At 69.9% G+C, this 17,608-nt stretch carries 12 protein-coding genes and 1 pseudogene; 8 read left to right on the top strand and 5 right to left on the bottom strand.

The window, feature by feature from the left end; all coding sequences use genetic code 11:
• The first annotated feature begins 262 nt into the window (after positions 1–262).
• Together gltB and EIL87_RS02545 are read left to right on the top strand one after the other, a co-directional pair.
• Positions 263–4,825 carry a glutamate synthase large subunit gene (gene gltB / locus EIL87_RS02550; protein ID WP_125088509.1) on the top strand — a complete coding sequence of 1,521 codons (4,563 nt, stop codon included), beginning with the start codon at positions 263–265 and terminating at the stop codon, positions 4,823–4,825.
• Positions 4,818–6,269: a glutamate synthase subunit beta gene (locus tag EIL87_RS02545; protein ID WP_125088508.1), complete on the top strand. Its 1,452-nt coding sequence runs from the start codon at positions 4,818–4,820 to the stop codon at positions 6,267–6,269. Before gltB ends, EIL87_RS02545 begins: the two co-directional genes overlap by 8 nt.
• 66 nt (positions 6,270–6,335) lie before the next feature.
• On the opposite strand, the gene EIL87_RS02540 is transcribed toward EIL87_RS02545, so the two are convergent.
• Positions 6,336–7,355 carry a glycoside hydrolase family 43 protein gene (locus EIL87_RS02540; RefSeq protein WP_233575968.1) on the bottom strand — a complete coding sequence of 340 codons (1,020 nt, stop codon included), beginning with the start codon at positions 7,353–7,355 and terminating at the stop codon, positions 6,336–6,338.
• Between the two features lie 379 nt (positions 7,356–7,734).
• Here EIL87_RS02540 and EIL87_RS02535 point away from each other — a divergent pair.
• Positions 7,735–8,544 (top strand): annotated as a pseudogene (locus EIL87_RS02535) (glycine/sarcosine N-methyltransferase); the annotation flags it as partial.
• Positions 8,545–8,617: 73 nt separating this feature from the next.
• Here the strand turns inward: EIL87_RS02535 and EIL87_RS02530 are convergent.
• Positions 8,618–9,400, bottom strand: coding sequence for an IclR family transcriptional regulator domain-containing protein (locus EIL87_RS02530; RefSeq protein WP_233575967.1), 783 nt, complete (start codon positions 9,398–9,400; stop codon positions 8,618–8,620).
• Positions 9,401–9,584: 184 nt separating this feature from the next.
• Here EIL87_RS02530 and EIL87_RS02525 point away from each other — a divergent pair, with 184 nt between their 5' ends.
• Genes EIL87_RS02525 through EIL87_RS02515 form a run of 3 tightly spaced genes read left to right on the top strand, consistent with a single transcriptional unit; the run spans position 9,585 to position 12,790 of the window.
• Positions 9,585–10,241, top strand: a complete 657-nt coding sequence (locus EIL87_RS02525) for a PaaI family thioesterase (RefSeq protein WP_125088505.1) — start codon at positions 9,585–9,587, stop codon at positions 10,239–10,241.
• 42 nt (positions 10,242–10,283) lie between these two features.
• Entirely contained in the window at positions 10,284–11,813 is a 1,530-nt protein-coding gene (locus tag EIL87_RS02520) for an acyl-CoA synthetase (RefSeq protein ID WP_125088504.1), read from the top strand.
• Positions 11,814–11,833: 20 nt separating this feature from the next.
• On the top strand, positions 11,834–12,790 hold the full coding sequence (locus EIL87_RS02515) for an LLM class F420-dependent oxidoreductase (RefSeq protein ID WP_125088503.1): 957 nt from the start codon (positions 11,834–11,836) through the stop codon (positions 12,788–12,790).
• 18 nt (positions 12,791–12,808) lie between these two features.
• On the opposite strand, the gene EIL87_RS02510 is transcribed toward EIL87_RS02515, so the two are convergent.
• Positions 12,809–13,501: a histidine phosphatase family protein gene (locus tag EIL87_RS02510; protein ID WP_125088502.1), complete on the bottom strand. Its 693-nt coding sequence runs from the start codon at positions 13,499–13,501 to the stop codon at positions 12,809–12,811.
• An 86-nt stretch (positions 13,502–13,587) separates the two neighbouring features.
• Here EIL87_RS02510 and EIL87_RS02505 point away from each other — a divergent pair, with 86 nt between their 5' ends.
• Positions 13,588–14,475, top strand: coding sequence for a crotonase/enoyl-CoA hydratase family protein (locus EIL87_RS02505; protein WP_125088501.1), 888 nt, complete (start codon positions 13,588–13,590; stop codon positions 14,473–14,475).
• 406 nt (positions 14,476–14,881) lie between these two features.
• Here the strand turns inward: EIL87_RS02505 and EIL87_RS02500 are convergent, their stop codons facing one another.
• Positions 14,882–15,496, bottom strand: coding sequence for a LysE/ArgO family amino acid transporter (locus EIL87_RS02500; RefSeq protein WP_407690507.1), 615 nt, complete (start codon positions 15,494–15,496; stop codon positions 14,882–14,884).
• A gap of 66 nt (positions 15,497–15,562) precedes the next feature.
• Here EIL87_RS02500 and EIL87_RS02495 point away from each other — a divergent pair, with 66 nt between their 5' ends.
• Entirely contained in the window at positions 15,563–16,447 is an 885-nt protein-coding gene (locus EIL87_RS02495) for a LysR family transcriptional regulator ArgP (protein ID WP_125088500.1), read from the top strand.
• A gap of 195 nt (positions 16,448–16,642) precedes the next feature.
• Here EIL87_RS02495 and EIL87_RS02490 read toward each other — a convergent pair whose 3' ends face one another.
• Entirely contained in the window at positions 16,643–17,446 is an 804-nt protein-coding gene (locus tag EIL87_RS02490) for a crotonase/enoyl-CoA hydratase family protein (protein WP_233575966.1), read from the bottom strand.
• Between the last annotated feature and the right edge of the window lie 162 nt (positions 17,447–17,608).

The following is a 17,608-nucleotide window of genomic DNA, read 5'->3' as shown; positions in this document are numbered from 1 at the left end:
CGCCTGAGGACAGATGCCTGGTGCACAATGCCTCGGGCTCCGGCCTTGCGACAACGGCGTCTCAGAGTCTGAGAGCCGTCATGTTCCCGCAATTTCGTGTTACCTAGCGGTAGCTTTCACGCCGCTCGGTATGTACAGTGCCTCAAACTGACCAAGAGTGCAACGGCGCATCCTTATCTGTCAGTGCCCCCAAAGGCTCCCGCGGCTCGCAGTGGGTGAGTGATTCCCTGCTGCGCGCCGCAGCCTGTCGACGGGAGGTCCGATGCCCCAATCCCACCATGCAAGAAGCGTGGCGCAGCGCAGCGCCCAGGCCGGCGGTCTGTACGACCCGGCCCATGAGCACGACGCCTGCGGTGTCGCGTTCGTCGCCGACCTTCGCGGACGGCGGAGTCACGACCTGGTTGACAAAGCACTGACGGCCTTGCGCAACCTCGAGCACCGCGGCGCCAAGGGTGCCGACCCCGAAACCGGCGACGGCGTCGGGCTGCTGACCCAGATCCCGGACGAGTTCTTCCGCGCGGTCGTGCCGTTCGAGCTGCCCGAAGCCGGAACCTACGCGGCCGGTACCGCGTTCCTGCCCGCCGATGACACCGCCGCCGAGGAAGCCGCGGCCGTCATCGAGCGCATCGTGGACGAGGAAGGCCTGCGGCTGCTGGGCTGGCGCGAGCTGCCCATCGCCGCGGACTGCGCCGGCACCGCGGCGCGCGAGACCATGCCCAACTTCCGGCAGCTGTTCATCGGCGCCAAGGACGGCCGTCAGGCCGAATCGGCGCTGGCGTTCGAGCGTCGGGCGTTCTGCGTGCGCAAGCGCGCCGAGCACGAAGCCGACGTGTACTTCCCGAGCCTCTCCGCGCGCACCATCGTCTACAAGGGCATGCTGACCGAGGCGCAGCTGGGCGCGTTCTACCCCGACCTCGGGGACGAGCGCTTCGCCAGCGCGATCGGCCTGGTGCACTCGCGGTTCTCCACGAACACCTTCCCGTCGTGGCCGCTCGCGCACCCCTACCGGTTCATCGCGCACAACGGTGAGATCAACACCGTCAAAGGCAACCGCAACTGGATGCGGACCCGCGAGAGCATGCTCGACACCGGCCTCATCCCGGGTGAGCTGACGCGGCTGTACCCGATCGCGTCCCCGGAGGCCAGCGACTCGGCGACCTTCGACGAGGTCCTGGAACTGCTGCACCTGGGCGGTCGTTCGCTGCCGCACTCGGTGCTCATGATGATCCCGGAGGCGTGGGAGAACCACGCCGAGATGGACCCCAAGCGCAGGGCGTTCTACGAGTTCCACAACTACTTGATGGAGCCGTGGGACGGGCCCGCGCTGGTCGCCTTCACCGACGGCACCCAGATCGGCGCGGTGCTCGACCGCAACGGTCTGCGCCCGGGTCGTTACTGGGTCACGGAAGACGGTCTGGTCGTGCTGGCCAGCGAGGTCGGCGTCCTCGACGTCGAACCGGAGAAGGTCGTCCGCAAGGGCCGGCTGCAGCCGGGCCGGATGTTCCTCGTCGACACCGACGCGGGCCGCATCATCGACGACGACGAGATCAAGGGCGAGCTCGCCGAGGAGTTCCCGTACCAGGAGTGGCTGGACGAGGGAGTCGTGCGGCTGGGCGACCTGCCCGACCGCGAGCGCGAACTGCCCTCGCACGACTCGCTGGTGCACCGGCAGCAGGTCTTCGGCTACACCCAGGAAGAACTCGGGGTGCTGCTGCAGCCGATGGCCACCACCGGTGCGGAGCCGATCGGCTCGATGGGCAACGACACCGGCTTCGCGGCGCTCTCGGAGCGCCCGCGGCAGCTGTTCGACTACTTCACCCAGCTGTTCGCGCAGGTCACCAACCCGCCGTTGGACGCGATCCGCGAAGAGCTGGTGACCTCGCTCAGCACCCACGTCGGGCCTGAGCACAACCTGCTCGACCACGCGCCGGAGGCCTGCCACCAGCTGGTGCTGCCCTTCCCGGTGCTCGACAACGCGCAGCTCGCGAAGATCGTGCACATCAACGACGACGGTGACCGGCCGGACCTCAAGCCCGCCGTCATCGACGCCACCTACCAGGTCTCCGGTGGGGGCGAGGCGTTGCGCACGCGGCTCGACGAGATCTGCGAGGAGGTCTCCGCGGCCGTCGCTGACGGAGCGCACGTCCTGGTGCTGTCGGACCGCAAGGCCGACGCCGAGCGGGCGCCGATCCCGTCGCTGCTGGCGACCGGCGCCGTGCACCACCACTTGGTGCGCGAGAAGGAACGCACCCAGGTGGGCTTGATCGTCGAGGCCGGCGACGTCCGCGAAGTGCACCATGTCGCTCTGCTCATCGGTTACGGAGCCGCTGCCGTTAACCCGTACGTCGCGATGGCCACCGTCGAGGACCTCGTGACCACCGGCGTGATCAAGGGGACCGACGCCGAGCAGGCCACCTCGAACCTGATCAAGGCGCTGGGCAAGGGCGTCCGCAAGACCATGTCCAAGATGGGCGTGTCCACTGTGGCCTCTTACACCGGTGCGCAGATCTTCGAGGCCATCGGTCTCGGCCAGGAGGTCGTGGACCGCTGCTTCACCGGCACCACCTCGCGGCTGGGCGGGGTCGGCTTCGACGTGCTGGCCCAGGAGGTCGCCGAACGCCACCGCCGCGCCTACCCGGAGGACGGCGTCCAGGCGCCGCACCGATCGTTGGCCGTGGGTGGCGAGTACCAGTGGCGGCGCGAGGGCGAGCCGCACCTGTTCAACCCGAAGACGGTGTTCAAGCTCCAGCACTCGACGCGCTCCGGTCGCTACGAGGTGTTCAAGGAGTACACCCAGGCCGTCGACGACCAGTCGCGCGACCTGATGACGCTGCGCGGGTTGTTCAAGTTCAAGGAAGGCGAGCGCAAGCCGGTGCCGATCGAGGAGGTCGAGCCGGTCTCCTCCATCGTCAAGCGCTTCGCCACCGGCGCCATCTCCTACGGCTCCATCTCGCAGGAGATGCACGAGACGCTGGCCATCGCGATGAACCGGTTGGGCGGCAAGTCCAACACCGGTGAAGGTGGCGAGGACGCCGACCGGTTCACCCCGGACGCCAACGGTGACTCGCGGCGCTCGGCGATCAAGCAGGTCGCCTCCGGCCGCTTCGGCGTCACCAGCGACTACCTCGTCAACGCCGACGACATCCAGATCAAGATGGCGCAGGGCGCCAAGCCCGGCGAGGGCGGTCAGCTGCCCGGCGGCAAGGTGTACCCGTGGGTGGCCAAGACCCGGCACTCCACGCCGGGCGTGGGTCTGATCTCGCCCCCGCCGCACCACGACATCTACTCGATCGAGGACCTGGCCCAGCTGATCCACGACCTGAAGAACGCCAACCCCAGGGCGCGGATCCACGTCAAGCTGGTCTCCGAGGTCGGGGTCGGCACGGTCGCGGCGGGTGTGTCGAAGGCGCACGCCGACGTGGTGCTCATCTCCGGCCACGACGGCGGTACCGGTGCTTCGCCGCTGTCGTCGATCAAGCACGCCGGTGGCCCCTGGGAGCTGGGCTTGGCCGAGACGCAGCAGACGCTGCTGGCCAACGACCTGCGCGACCGGATCGTGGTGCAGACCGACGGTCAGCTCAAGACGGGGCGCGACGTCGTCGTCGCCGCGCTGCTGGGCGCCGAGGAGTACGGTTTCGCGACCGCGCCGCTGGTGGTCTCGGGCTGCATCATGATGCGCGTCTGCCACCTCGACACCTGCCCGGTGGGCGTCGCGACGCAGAACCCGAAGCTGCGCGAGAAGTTCTCCGGCAAGGCCGAGTACGTGGTGAACTTTTTCGAGTTCGTCGCCCAGGAGGTGCGGGAGTACCTGGCGGAGCTGGGTTTCCGGTCCATCGAGGAGGCCATCGGGCACGCCGAGCTGCTCGACACCTCCGAGGCCGTGCGGCACTGGAAGACCCAGGGCCTGGACCTCGCGCCGATCACGCACGTCCCGGAGCTGCCCAAGGGCGCCTCGCTGCACCAGACCACCGAGCAGGACCACGGTCTGGAGAAGGCGCTGGACAACACGCTGATCCAGCTGTCCGAGGGTGCGCTCAAGGAAGGCACCCCCGTCCGCCTGGACCTCCCGGTGCGCAACGTCAACCGGACCGTGGGCACCATGCTCGGGTCCGAGCTGACCCGCCGCTGGGGCGGGGAAGGCCTGCCGGACGACACCATCGACGTGACGTTCACCGGTTCCGCCGGGCAGTCCTTCGGCGCGTTCGTCCCGCGGGGCATCACGCTGCGGTTGCTCGGGGACGGCAACGACTACGTCGGCAAGGGCCTCTCCGGTGGGCGCATCGTCGTCCGCCCCGACCCGAAGGCGCCGTTCGCCGCCGAGCAGAACATCATCGCCGGCAACGTCCTGCTCTACGGCGCCACCAGCGGTGAGCTGTTCGTGCGCGGCGTGGTCGGGGAGCGCTTCTGCGTGCGCAACTCCGGTGCGGTCGCGGTCGTCGAAGGCGTCGGCGACCACGGTTGCGAGTACATGACCGGTGGGCGTGCGGTCATCCTGGGCACGACCGGGCGCAACTTCGCGGCCGGCATGTCCGGGGGCCTCGCCTACGTGCTGGACCTGGACCCGCAGCGGGTCAACCCCGAGATGGTCGACCTGGACGCGCTGGACGACGAAGACCGTGAGTTCCTGCACGACCGGATCCGCAGGCACTACGAGCAGACCGAATCGGCAGTGGCCCGCGAGCTGCTGGCCGACTGGGACGCAGCGGTCGAGCGGTTCGGCAAGGTCATGCCGCGCGACTTCAAGCGGGTGCTGGAAGCGCAGAGCGCTGCCGAGCGCGAAGGGCGCGACGTCAACGAGGCGATCATGGAGGCGGCTCATGGCTGACCCCAAGGGATTCATGACGACGCCGCGGGAGAACCCCCAGCGTCGCCCGGTGGACGTGCGCATCAAGGACTGGCGCGAGGTCTACCTGGAGTTCGAGGAGCCGCGGCTCAACAAGCAGGCCGGCCGCTGCATGGACTGCGGAATTCCGTTCTGCCACCAGGGTTGTCCGCTGGGGAACCTGATCCCCGAGTGGAACGACCTGGTGTGGCGGGACGACTGGGAGACCGCGATCGAGCGGCTGCACGCCACCAACAACTTCCCGGAGTTCACCGGGACGTTGTGCCCCGCCCCGTGCGAGGCGGCGTGCGTGGTCGGCATCAACGACGACCCGGTCAGCATCAAGCAGGTCGAGATCTCCATCATCGACAAGGCGTGGGAGGCTGGCTACGTCACGCCGCAGCTGCCGCCGAAGCGCACTGGCAAGAAGGTCGCCGTCGTGGGTTCCGGCCCGGCCGGCCTGGCCGCCGCGCAGCAGCTGACCCGCGTCGGCCACAGCGTGGTCGTCTACGAGCGGGCCGACCGCATCGGCGGGCTGCTGCGCTACGGCATCCCCGAGTTCAAGATGGAGAAGAAGCGCCTCGACCGGCGCCTCGGCCAGATGCGAGCCGAGGGCACCGAGTTCCGCACCGGTGTGAACGTCGGTGTCGACGTCACCGTGGAGCAGCTGCACGCCGAGTACGACGCCGTGGTGCTCGCCGGTGGGGCCACCCACGCCCGCGACCTGCCCGCACCGGGCCGGGAGCTGGACGGCGTGCACCAGGCGATGGAGTACCTGCCGCTGGCGAACAAGGTGCAGGAGGGCGACTTCGAGCGTGCTCCCATCCACGCCGAGGGCAAGCACGTCGTGGTCATCGGCGGTGGTGACACCGGCGCCGACTGCGTGGGCACCGCGCACCGCCAGGGTGCGGCCTCGGTCACGCAGCTGGAGATCATGCCGCAGCCTCCGACCGAGCGCAGCGACGCGCACCCGTGGCCGACCTACCCGATGCTCTACCGGGTCACCTCGGCGCACGAGGAAGGCGGCGAGCGCCTCTACTCGGTCAACACCCAGGAGTTCGTGGGTGACGAGCAGGGCAGGCTGAAGGCGTTGCGGCTGGTCGAGGTCCAGAAGACCGACAACGGCTTCGAGCCGATGCCCGGGACCGAGCGGGAGATCCCGGCCCAGCTGGTGCTGCTGGCGATGGGCTTCGTCGGCCCGGAGAAGCCCGGCCTGCTCGAGGACCTGGGCGTGGAGCTCGACCCGCGCGGCAACGTGGCCCGCGACGAGAGCTTCATGTCCAGTGTGGACGGTGTGTTCAGCGCCGGCGACATGGGGCGTGGCCAGTCGTTGATCGTGTGGGCCATCTCCGAAGGCCGTTCCGCGGCCGCCGGTGTGGACCGCTACCTCACCGGGCGGGACGTGTTGCCGGCTCCGATCGAGCCGACGGAACGCCCGATCGCCTGAGCGCGAGCACGAGCGCCTGAGACCAGTGCCCCGGCCCTGCGGCCGGGGCACTGGTCGTTCGTGCCGTCAGTCCGGGACCGGGACGCCGAAGTCCGGTGTGCCGTCGTGGTTCCAGCCGAAGGTCTGCACGCGGGCGTGCCGGTTGACGTCGCCGACCTCGGCGTCGTACGGGCGTGCGTGGTAGACGAGCACGTCGGTGCCGTCCTCGGCGGTGGTGAAGCTGTTGTGGCCCGGTCCGTACTGGCCGGTGGCCGGGTTGGTGGTGAACACCGGCTCCGGGGTCTTGCGCCACGAGCGCCGGTCCAGCAGGTCGGCGTTGGCCGGTGCGGTCAGCAGCCCCAGGCAGTAGTTGCTGTCGGTGGCGCTGGCCGAGAACGTCAGGAAGACCTGGCCGTGGCGCACCAGTGCCGCCGGGCCCTCGTTGACGCGGTAACCGCGCACCTCCCAGTCGTGGGTGGGCACCGACAGCCGCACCGGCTCGTCGGCGAGCGTCCACGGGTCGACCATCGGCGCGAGGTAGAGGTTCGAGTTGGTCTCGATGCCGGGCTCGCGCTGCGCCCACGCCAGGTAGCGCACTCCCCGGTGGGCGAAGGTCGTCGCGTCCAGCGAGAAGGTGTCCCACGGCGTGCTGACCCGACCGCGCTCGACCCAGGTGCCCGCGAGGGGGTCCGGGTGGGCGTTCTCCAGCACGTACATCCGGATGGTTTGGATGTCCTCGGCGCTGCCGGCCGCGAAGTAGACGTACCAGCGCCCGTCCACGTGGTGCAGCTCCGGAGCCCAGACGTGCTTGCTCATCTCCCCGCTGTCGTGCCTGCGCCAGAGGACGTGCTCCTCGGCGTCGCCGAGCCCCTGCAAGGTCGTGGAGCGGCGCAGCACGACCCTGTCGTAGGTGGGAACCGTCGCGGTGAAGAAGTAGGTGCCGTCGGTGTGCCGGTGGACGTGCGGGTCGGCGCGCCGGAGCGCCAGCGGGTTGCGGAAGCGGGCAGGTGCGGCCCGCGCGGTTGTGGTGTGGGTCATCGTGAGCGCTCCGGCGGCCAGTGCTCCGGACAGCAGGAGCCGGCGGGAGAGGGCGGATCGGTGTCGCACTCCACCCACCGTGCGTCGAATGTCGAGCGGGCCGTACCATTTCCGGCCCTCGGCGTGGCATTCGAAACGACTCGGGTAAACCGTTCCGGTGATCGGTGCTGCGTTCACCCAGCGATCGGCGCGTTCGGTGGGCGAACCGGTCGGAAGGACGGATCGCCCCGATTTCCGAGGTGCGGTGATCGCTGGTGGATCCACTGGTCAGAGCGCGAATTGTGGCGTGTGGAATGCCTCCTCGACCGCGCTTTCCGCACCGCTGCGGCGTGGCGGGTGACTTGCTGTTCGTCCGCGTCGGACTAACGTCGAGCACGTCGGAATTCCGCAGGTGAATTCGGCGGACGCGCGCACCGCACCATTTTCGACGATTCGAGGAAACGGGAGCATGACCGAGAACGTCCTGACCGAGATCCGCGAGCAGGCCTTCGGCGAGAACCCGCTGGAAGTCCGCGAGACCGACCACTACACCCAGGAGTACGTGGGCGGCATGGTCGACAGGTGGGACGACCTGATCGACTGGGAACGCCGCGCCGAAGGGGAGGGGCGCTTCTTCATCGACCAGCTCAAGGCGCGCGGTGTGCGCAGCGTGCTGGACGTGGCCACGGGTACCGGCTTCCACTCCGTCCGTCTCCAGGAGGCCGGCTTCGACACGGTCAGCGCTGACGGCAGCCCGCAGATGCTGGTGAAGGCCTTCCGCAACGGTCTCGAGAACGGCGGTCACCTGCTGCGCGTCGTCCACGCGGACTGGCGCTGGCTGAACCGCGACGTGCACGGCGAGTTCGACGCGGTCATCTGCCTCGGCAACTCCTTCACCCACCTGTTCAGCGAGCACGACCGCCGCAAGGCGCTCGCCGAGTTCTACGCCATGCTCAAGCACGACGGCGTGCTCATCATCGACCAGCGCAACTACGACGCGCTGCTGGACGGCAAGGCCGGGGGCAAGAGCACCTACTACTACTGCGGCACCGAGGTCGAAGCGGTGCCCGACCACGTCGACGACGGCCTCGCCCGGTACCGCTACGAGTTCCCGGACGGCAGCGAGTACTACCTGAACATGTACCCGCTGCGCCAGGACTACCTGCGCGGCCTGCTGCGCGACGTCGGCTTCCAGCGCATCAACACGTTCGGCGACTTCCAGGAGAAGCCGGTGGACGAGCCGGACTTCTTCATCCACGTCGCGGAGAAGACCTACGTCGAGGACCCGGACGCCTGATCTCCGGGAGCAGACCCGCCACGGGGTTGGAAGTGCGGCCCGGGGGCCGGTGAGATCACCGGCCCCCGGGCCGCACTCGCAGGTCGGCTTCGATCCGGCTGGCCGTGCGCGCGAGCATCGGCACGACCTCGCGCTGGACGCCTTCCTCGGTGGAGCTGTGCTTGTCCAGCGAGACGTTGATCGCCGCGAACACCCTGCCGTCGGCGTCGCGGAGCGGGACGGCCACGCCCCGCAGGCCCTCCTCCAGGCCGTCGTCGGAGATCACGAAGCCCTGCCTGCGCACTGCGGCGAGCTCGGCCAGCAGCTCCTCGCGGGTGGTGACCGTGTGCGGGGTCACCGGAGCCAGCTCCATCGAGCGCAGGCTGGCCTCCAGCTGCTCCGGGGGGACCGCGGCCAGCAGGACCTTGCCCATCGAGGTCGCGTGCGCCGGGAAGCGGGAGCCGACCGGGATCGCCACCGACAGCAGCTTCGGGCTGGGCACCTGCGCGATGTAGCGGATCTCGGTGCCCTCCAGGACCGCCATCGCGGTCATCTCCCGCACCTGCCGGGTCAGCTCCTGCAGGTGCGGTTCGGCGATCTGCGGCAGTGACCGGCTGCTCAGGTAGGCGTGGCCGAATTCCAGCACCTGCGGTGTCAGCGCGTAGTGCCGGTCGGTCTGCTGGACGTAGCCGAGTTCGACCAGGCTGAGCAGGATGCGGCGGGCGCCTGCCCGGTCGAGGTTGGCCGCCTGGGCCACCTCGGTCAGCGACAGCTCCGCACGTTCCGGCGTGAACGCCCGCAGCACCGACATGGTCCGCTCCACGGCGCGGACGAAGTGCTCTCCACGCTCTTGGGGCACGACACCTCCCGATTCGCTCCGCAACAGCCTATCCGGTGTCGTGCGCTGGGCGATCGCCCGCTCGCCGTGGTTCGATTCCGGACGGTAGTTCATACCGACCGGCCGGTCTGTCTGGACTGGAGGCCGGGCGACAGGTTTAACTGAAGGTCGCAACCTGATCGTGAACCCGGAGGGATCAGCCAACGTGGCCGCCGAGAGCGAAGACGAACTGCGGGAACGCCGGCAGGCGGTGCGGGACCTCGGTTCCGCGCTGAGAGAACTCACCGACGCCGCCGTGTCCACCGAGGCGGACACCGAGACCCTGCGGGAGATCAAAGCGCAGGTGCAGGCCTTGGTGCCCCCGCTGGACGCGGTGCGGCGTGAGCGCGGCCAGATGGCGGCGGTGGACGACGGCCGTCGGCCCCGCCGCCTGTACAGCCCGGCGGTCGGTCCCGGCAACCCGATCGCCCCGCCGATGCGGGTGGAGATCGTCGACGGTGAAGCCGTGGGCACCTGCACGCTGGGCCTGGCCTACGAGGGACCGCCCAGCTACGTGCACGGCGGCATGAGCGCGATGCTGCTCGACCAGATCCTCGGGCACGCCCACGCCGCAGGTGGAGCCCCGCCTGGCATGACCGTGCAGCTGTCGCTGCGCTACCGGCGGCCGGTGCCGCTGACCACGCCGTTGCGCATCGTCGGCCGCGTCGAGCGGGTCGACGGTCGGTGGACCGAGTCCAGGGCCACGATCTGCACCGCGGACGCACCGGACACGGTCTTGGTGGAAGCCGAGGGCAAGTTCGTGGTGCCCAACGCCGAGCAGTCCAGCCGCCTCTTCGGGAAGGTCGAGGGGCTCGTCAAGTGAGGTAAGTCGAAAAGCGGTACGCGAGGTTCAAGGAGGAGCCGCATGTACCCAGGTGTCCACGCCGCCACGGCGCCCGACAAGCCGGCCCTGGTCATGGCCGGATCGGGCGAGGTGCTGACCTATCGCGAGCTCGACGAGCGCTCGCTGCGCCTGGCCAATTCGCTGCGCGAGGCCGGGCTGTCCAAGGGCGACGTGGTCGCCGTGCTCTCCGACAACAACCCGCACGCGTTCGAGGTCTACTGGGCGGCGGTGCGCTCGGGCATGTACGTGTGCGCCGTCAACAACCACCTGCAACCCGACGAGGTCGCCTACATCGTCAACGACTCCGGTGCCAGCGCGATGGTCGTGTCGGCCGGCCTGGGGACGCTGCCCGAGCAGGTCGCCGAGCTCACGTCCGGGGTGCAGGTCCGGCTCGCCTACGGCGGTGCCGTGGCCGGGTACGACGACTACGAGCGAGCTCTCGCCGCGGCCTCGACCGAGCGCCCGGCCGTGCAGCCCTGCGGTGCGGACCTCCTGTACTCCTCCGGAACCACCGGGCGTCCCAAGGGGATCCGGCCGGAGCTGCCCGACCGGCAGGTCCACGAGCCGGGCAACATCCTGGTGGACGTGCTGCGCGGCTTCTACGGCTTCGATGAGAACACCGTCTACCTCTCGCCGGCGCCTTTCTACCACGCGGCGCCGCTGCGGTACTGCGCCTCCGTGCACGCCCTCGGCGGGACCGTCGTGATGATGGAGCGCTTCGACCCCGAGCAGGCGTTGCGGGCGATCGAGCGCTACCAGGTCACCCACAGCCAGTGGGTGCCGACGATGTTCGTGCGGATGCTCAAGCTCGACGAGCAGACCCGCCACCGCTACGACCTCTCCAGCCACCGCGTGGCCGTGCACGCCGCTGCGCCGTGCCCGGTGGAGGTCAAGCGCGCGATGATCGACTGGTGGGGCCCGGTCCTGCAGGAGTACTACGCCTCGACCGAGGGCGTCGGGATGACCATGATCGACTCCGCGCAGTGGCAGGACAAGCCCGGGTCGGTCGGCAAGCCCGTCCTGGGCGTCATCCGCGTCTGCGACGAGGAGGGGCACGAGCTGCCCGCCGGCGAGGTCGGCACGGTGTACTTCGAGCGCGAGGAGATCGAGTTCGAGTACCTCGGCGACCCGGACAAGACCCGCTCGGTCAAGCACCCGGAGCACCTCAACTGGGCCACCATGGGCGACCTCGGTTACGTCGACGAGGACGGGTTCTTGTACCTCACCGACCGCAAGGCGTTCATGATCATCTCCGGCGGGGTGAACATCTACCCCCAGGAAGTCGAGGACGTGCTGGCGCTGCACCCCTCGATCCTCGACGTCGCGGTATTCGGAGTCCCCGATCCCGAGATGGGGGAGGCGGTCAAGGCCGTCGTGCAACCCGCTCCGGGCGTGGAACCGGGCCCCGAACTGGAGCGGCAGATCATCGACCACGCGCGGGAGCGGGTGGCGCACTACAAGGTGCCGCGCAGCGTGGACTTCGTCGAGGACATGCCGCGCACACCGACCGGAAAGCTCGTCAAGGGCAAGCTCAAGGCTCGCTACACCTGAGGAACTGAGAGGAAACACCCGTGGATCGACGTTGGGGCATCAGCGTTCCGCTGCCCGAGCTCTCCCTGCCGGAGCAGCGCGAGCTCATCGCCGAGCTGCCCGACCTCGGCTACACCGACGTGTGGTCGTCGGAGGCCAACGGTGCTGACGCGTTCACCCCGCTGGCGCTGGCCTCCACCTGGGCGCCGCAGCTGCGGCTGGGGACCGCGATCGTGCCGGTCTACACCCGCGGTCCGGCGACCTTGGCGATGAGCGCCGCCACCATGGCGGCGGCTGCCCCGGGGCGGTTCGCGCTGGGCGTGGGGACCTCGTCGAACGTGATCGTGGAACGCTGGAACGGGATCCCCTTCGAGGAGCCCTACAAGCGGGTGCGCGACACCGTGCGCTTCCTGCGGAAGGCGTTGCGGGGCGAGAAGGTCACCGAGTCCTACGACACCTTCGAGGTCAAGGGCTTCACCGCGGGACTGGTGGCCGATCCGGTGCCGCCGGTGCTGGTCGCGGCGCTCCGGCCCGGCATGTTGAAGCTGGCCGGCCGGGAGGCGGACGGCGCGATCATCAACTGGCTCTCGCCGGAGGACGTGCGCGCCGTCGTGCCCCACGTGCAGCAGGGCGGCCCGGACAAGGAGGTCGTGGCCCGCATCTTCGTGATGCCCGACGTGGACCCGGAGACCGCGCGCGGTCTGGCTCGCCGGCACATCGCCGCGTACATGAACGTGCCGGTCTACCGGGCCTTCCACGAGTGGTTGGGGCGCGACGAGTTCACGCCGATGTGGCAGGCGTGGGACGCGGGCGACCGCAAGGCGGCGCTGGCGGCGATCCCGGACAGCGTCGTCGACGACCTGGTGGTGCACGGTCCGGCGCAGTACTGCCGGGAACGCGTGCAGCAGTACGTCGACAACGGCGTGACGACGCCGGCGATCGCCCTGGTCGCTCCGGGCGATCCGACCGAGGCCGTGCGGGCGCTGGGACTGAAGTAGGCCGCGTTGGCCGATGAGTCAGCTCAGGGCGGCGGGCTGCTGCTCCAGCCCGCCGCCCAGATGAGCGGTGTCGTTGAAACACCGGACGATCCAACGCTTCTCGGTGACCACGACCTGCGAGATCGAGCCGTTGCTCGCGCCGAGGAACGCCATCGGGAGGCTGCCGCTGGCGATGGAGAGCACCTCCCCGATCACACCGCCGTGCGTGAACACCGCGACCCGCTGGTCGGGGTGGGCGGCGGCCAGCCGTGCGACGGCTGCCGTGACGCGCTCGCGCAGCGCCTCGGGGGGTTCGGCGCCGGGGATGACGTCCCACCGGCCCTCGGCGTGCATCCGCTGGATGACCGGGTCGTTCTGCGCGACCTTCTGGCGGAAGAGCCCGCCTTCGAACTCGCCGAGGTGGACCTCCCGCAAGCCCGCCTCCACGCGGGGCGTGAGCCCGAGCCGAGCAGCCAGCGGAGCCGCCGTTTCGGCCGTGCGCCGCAGGTTCGTCACGTAGAGGGCGTCGATGCGCTCGTCCGCGAGCCGGTCACCGACGCGCTCGGCGTGCACCCGGCCGTTCGGGGCCAGCTCGGGATCGCCCTGGCCGTCAACGAGGTCGAACGGCTTGCCAGGCACCGCCGGGGCGGACTCGCCGTGCCGGACCAACAAGATGTCGGTGGACCCGGCGGGCGGTGTGAACGCGGACTGCCGGTACGCGACCTCGGCCATGCTGCCCCGCTTTCTGCGATTCGTGGTGCACGCCGGACCTTTCCACTGCGCAAGCCCGTTTTCAAACCCGCGAAATGGATGGTGCGATGACTTACACCGAGATCGACTACTCCGTCTCCGAGCAGATCGCCACGATCACCTTGGACCGGCCGGAGCAGCTCAACGCGTTCACGCACGTCATGCGCGGCGAGCTGATCGCGGCGTTCGACGAGGCCGACTCCGACGACGGGGTGCGTGCGGTGATCGTCACCGGTGCGGGGCGGGCGTTCTGCGCGGGCGCGGACCTGAGCGCCGGCGAGGACACGTTCAACGGCGAGGCCAACCACGTGCGGGCCGAGGCCTACAGCGAGCTCGGCGAGGTCGACGGTGTGCCGCGGGACGGCGGCGGCACCGTGGCGTTGCGGATCGCGGCGATGCGGAAACCGGTCATCGGTGCCTTCAACGGAGCAGCGGTCGGTGTCGGCGTCACGATGACCCTGCCGATGGACATCCGCCTGGCCGCCGAGAGCGCCAAGTTCGGCTTCGTGTTCACCCGGCGCGGCATCCTTCCGGAGGCGGCCTCCTCCTGGTTCCTGCCGCGCGTGGTGGGCATCTCGCAGGCCATGGAGTGGGCCGCGACCGGGCGCATCTTCGGGTCCGCCGAGGCGCTGTCGGGGCGGCTGGTGTCCCGGGTGGTCGCCGACGACGAGCTGATCCCCACCGCCCGGTCGATCTGCCGGGAGATCGCCGAGCACACCTCCGGGGTGTCGGTCGCGGTGGCCCGCCAGCTCATGTGGGGCATGTTCTCGGCGGACTCCCCGTGGGAGGCGCACAGGTTGGACTCCAAGGGGATCAACGTGCTCGGCGCCGGAGCCGACGCGGCCGAGGGCGTCGGGTCGTTCCTGGCCAAGCGCGCCCCGGAGTTCCCCCTCCGGGTGAGCCAGGACTACCCCGACTTCATGCCGGAGTGGCCTGCCCGCCCGGAGGGGGTCTGACGCCCCGCAGTCTCTCTGGAGTTGTCAAGCAGCACGTCGCCGGGGACACCGGCCGTCGAGGTGTCGTCGCGCTCCGAGCGCGGGGCATCACCGCGCACCGGGCGGTGGCTCCCGGGCCACGGCCCGGCGCCGTTCCCCCGGCCGGACCCACGACGTGCGAGGGTGCGGAGGCGCTGCGCCCTCGGCGCGCCTCACCCGCGGCAGGGGGTCGCGGGACGGGACCGGTCGGTCAGGGGAGCGGTGGGTCGGCGGAACCTGGCTGGACTTCGTCGTCGAACGCACGTGCCCATGGTGCGCCGACCGGGTCGGGAACGCGAGCGAAAGGCGGCTACACGATCAGGTGATCGCGGTCGAAAGGCGCTGCAGGGCAACACCGATGAGTGACCACTGTGGATGAATCCACAGGTCACAGGCCCATCAGCAGCCCGGTCCCCAACGACACCATCATCACCGCGATCACCCCGTCCAGGGCGCGCCACGCCGACGGCCGCGAGAAGAACCCGGTCAGCAGCCGCGCGCCGAACCCCAGCGCCACGAACCACACGCAGCTCGCGGCCAGCGCCCCGACTCCGAACGCCCACCGCAGGGCGCCGTAACCGGCTGCCACCGAGCCGATGAGCAGGATGGTCTCCAGGTAGGTCTGCGGGTTCAGCCACGTCATGGCCAGGCACGTCAGCGCCGCGCGGCGGCGCGACCGGGTGCCTCCGGGGGAGGCGTCGAGCGCGGCCGAAGGCCGGAAGGCCCTGCGGGCGGCGAGGAATCCGTAGGTCAGCAGGAAGACGCCACCGATCGCGGTGCAGGTGGTCAGCAGCAGCGGCGACCGGGTCACCAGCGTGCCGAACCCGCCGACCCCCACGGCGATGAGGACCACGTCCGAGGCGATGCAGATCGCCACGACCAGCAGCACCGCGTGCCTGCGCAGGCCTTGGCGCAGCACGAAGGCGTTCTGGGCGCCGATCGAGACGATCAGGGACAGGCAGGTCGCGAAACCCGCCGACATCGGGAGCAGTGCTTCAGCCACGCCGTCGACGCTAAGCGGGCAGTGCCCTGCAGTACAGCTAATGATTCTTAACTACCATGAGCAGATGTGAACCTCGACCTGCCGCTGGAGCACGTCCGGACCCTGCTCGCCATCGTCGACTGCGGCACGCTGGACGCCGCGGCCGCCGCCCTGCACGTCACCCCGTCCGCGGTCAGCCAGCGGGTCAAAGCCCTGGAGCAGCGCACCGGGCGGGTCCTGCTGATCCGCAGCAAGCCGGTCCAGCTCACCGGGTCCGGCCAGGTCGTGGTGCGCTACGCCCGTCAACTGGCACGGGTGGAGGAGGACCTCACCACCGAGCTCGGCATGTCCGGTAGCGGTGCCCCGAGCACGCTGCCCATCGCCGTGAACGCGGACTCGCTGAGCACCTGGTTCGTCCCCGCGTTGGCTCGAGTCCCCGACGAACTGGGCATCTGCTTCGAACTGCACCGGGCCGACGAGGGGCACACCACGAGCCTGCTGCGGGAAGGCCGGGTGATGGCGGCGGTGACGTCGACCCCGGACCCGGTCCAGGGCTGCTCGGTGCGCCGGCTCGGGCACATGCGCTACCTGGCGTGCGTGGCGCCGCGCCGCAAGGGCCGGCTCCCCCTCGAGCAGGTGCTCGACGAGCTCCCGGTCCTGATCTTCGACAACCACGACGACCTGCAGGACGCCTTCGCCCGGAAGGTGAGGCGAGGCGGGGGAGCGCCCGGACCGCGTCACCGCGTGCCCTCGTCCGAGGGCTTCGTCGAAGCCATCCAGGTGGGCCTGGGCTGGGGCATGGTGCCGCGCGTGCAGGCCGAACCCCTGTTGCGGTCCGGTGCGCTGGTCGACATCGCACCGGGCCACGGCATGGACGTCCCCCTGCACTGGCAGCAGTGGAAACTGGACTCACCAGCCCTGGCAGCAGTAGCCCGAGCAGTGCAGGAAGGCGCCGAAAACGCCCTGGACTAGCGTCTTCTGAGAAACCGCGCTGAATCGCGATCTTCAGGTGTGCGACTCACCCCGCACCGCCGCAGGTTCTGAGCGGCTTCGTGACGAGTACGCCGCGACGCCGTGCATGGACGTGCTCGAGGAGCGGCCACGGAGTCCGCGGAGCCGCTCAGAACCTGCCACCGGCACCGCCACGCAGCGCGATTCCCGAACAGTTCACTGAGCAGGGTCGGTGAACTTCGGGGGTCGCTTCTCCAGGTTGGCGGCGATCGCTTCGTGCTGGTTGGGCGTGCCGATCAAGGAGTGGATCGCGACCTGCTCGGCCTCGAAGCCCTCGGCGAGCGACACCCGTCCGGCCAGGTCGAGCAGGCGCTTGGACTCGCGGACCGCCTCCGGGCTCTTGCTCGCGATCTCGCCCGCCAGCGCCAGCGCCGCCGCGTGCGGGTCGCCCTCGACCCGCGTGGCCAGCCGCAGCGCCACGGCCTCCTCGCCACCGACCACGCGGCCGGTGAAGGTCAGCTCCTTGGCGATGTCACGGCCCACCAGCTCCGGCAGCACCTGTGTGCCGGTCATGTCCGGGTTGATGCCCCACTTGATCTCCATCACCGACAGCTGCGCGTCGGAGGAGACCAGCCTGATGTCGGCTCCCAGCGCGACCTGCAGGCCACCGCCGTACGCCACGCCGTGCACGGCTGCGATCACCGGCTGCGGCAGCAGGGTCCAGATGTGCGCGGCCTGCTGCCCCAGCGCCTTGGCCGGGCCGTCGGTCTCCATCCGCGCGGGGCGGGACCCCTCGGCGAGCTCGCCGAAGATGCTGAAGTCCAGCCCGGCGCAGAAAGCCCGTCCCTCACCGGAGAGCACGACCGCGCGCACGCTGGAATCCCGCCGCAAGCGCTCCCCGGTGGCGACCAGCTGCTCGAACATTGGCTGGTCGAGGGCGTTGAGCTTGTCGGGGCGGTTCAACCGCACGTCGGCCACGCCGTCGGTCACGGTGCAGCTGATCCGCTCTGCTGTCGACACGGGATTCCTCCAGGAAGGTCGCGAAAACCGCGCGCAGCAAGGCGAAAACGCCGCGCGGCGGTCCTGGCGAACGGTAAGCCGCTGCCGTGCGCGCGTCAAGATCACCGCCCGGTCGCCTGCTTGTGCCGGTCGCCTCACTGTGCTTAGCGTCACCGTGGAGTT

The organism is Saccharopolyspora rhizosphaerae (genome assembly GCF_003931915.1).
Lineage (GTDB): Bacteria > Actinomycetota > Actinomycetes > Mycobacteriales > Pseudonocardiaceae > Saccharopolyspora > Saccharopolyspora rhizosphaerae.
This window is presented reverse-complemented; position numbering and strand designations above follow the sequence as displayed.

Coding starts and splice junctions, on each gene's coding strand:
- gltB (WP_125088509.1), top strand. CDS start 263: ATGCCCCAATCCCACCATGCAAGAAGCGTGGCGCAGCGCAGCGCCCAG.
- EIL87_RS02545 (WP_125088508.1), top strand. CDS start 4,818: ATGGCTGACCCCAAGGGATTCATGACGACGCCGCGGGAGAACCCCCAG.
- EIL87_RS02520 (WP_125088504.1), top strand. CDS start 10,284: ATGTACCCAGGTGTCCACGCCGCCACGGCGCCCGACAAGCCGGCCCTG.
- EIL87_RS02510 (WP_125088502.1), bottom strand. CDS start 13,501: ATGGCCGAGGTCGCGTACCGGCAGTCCGCGTTCACACCGCCCGCCGGG.
- EIL87_RS02505 (WP_125088501.1), top strand. CDS start 13,588: ATGACTTACACCGAGATCGACTACTCCGTCTCCGAGCAGATCGCCACG.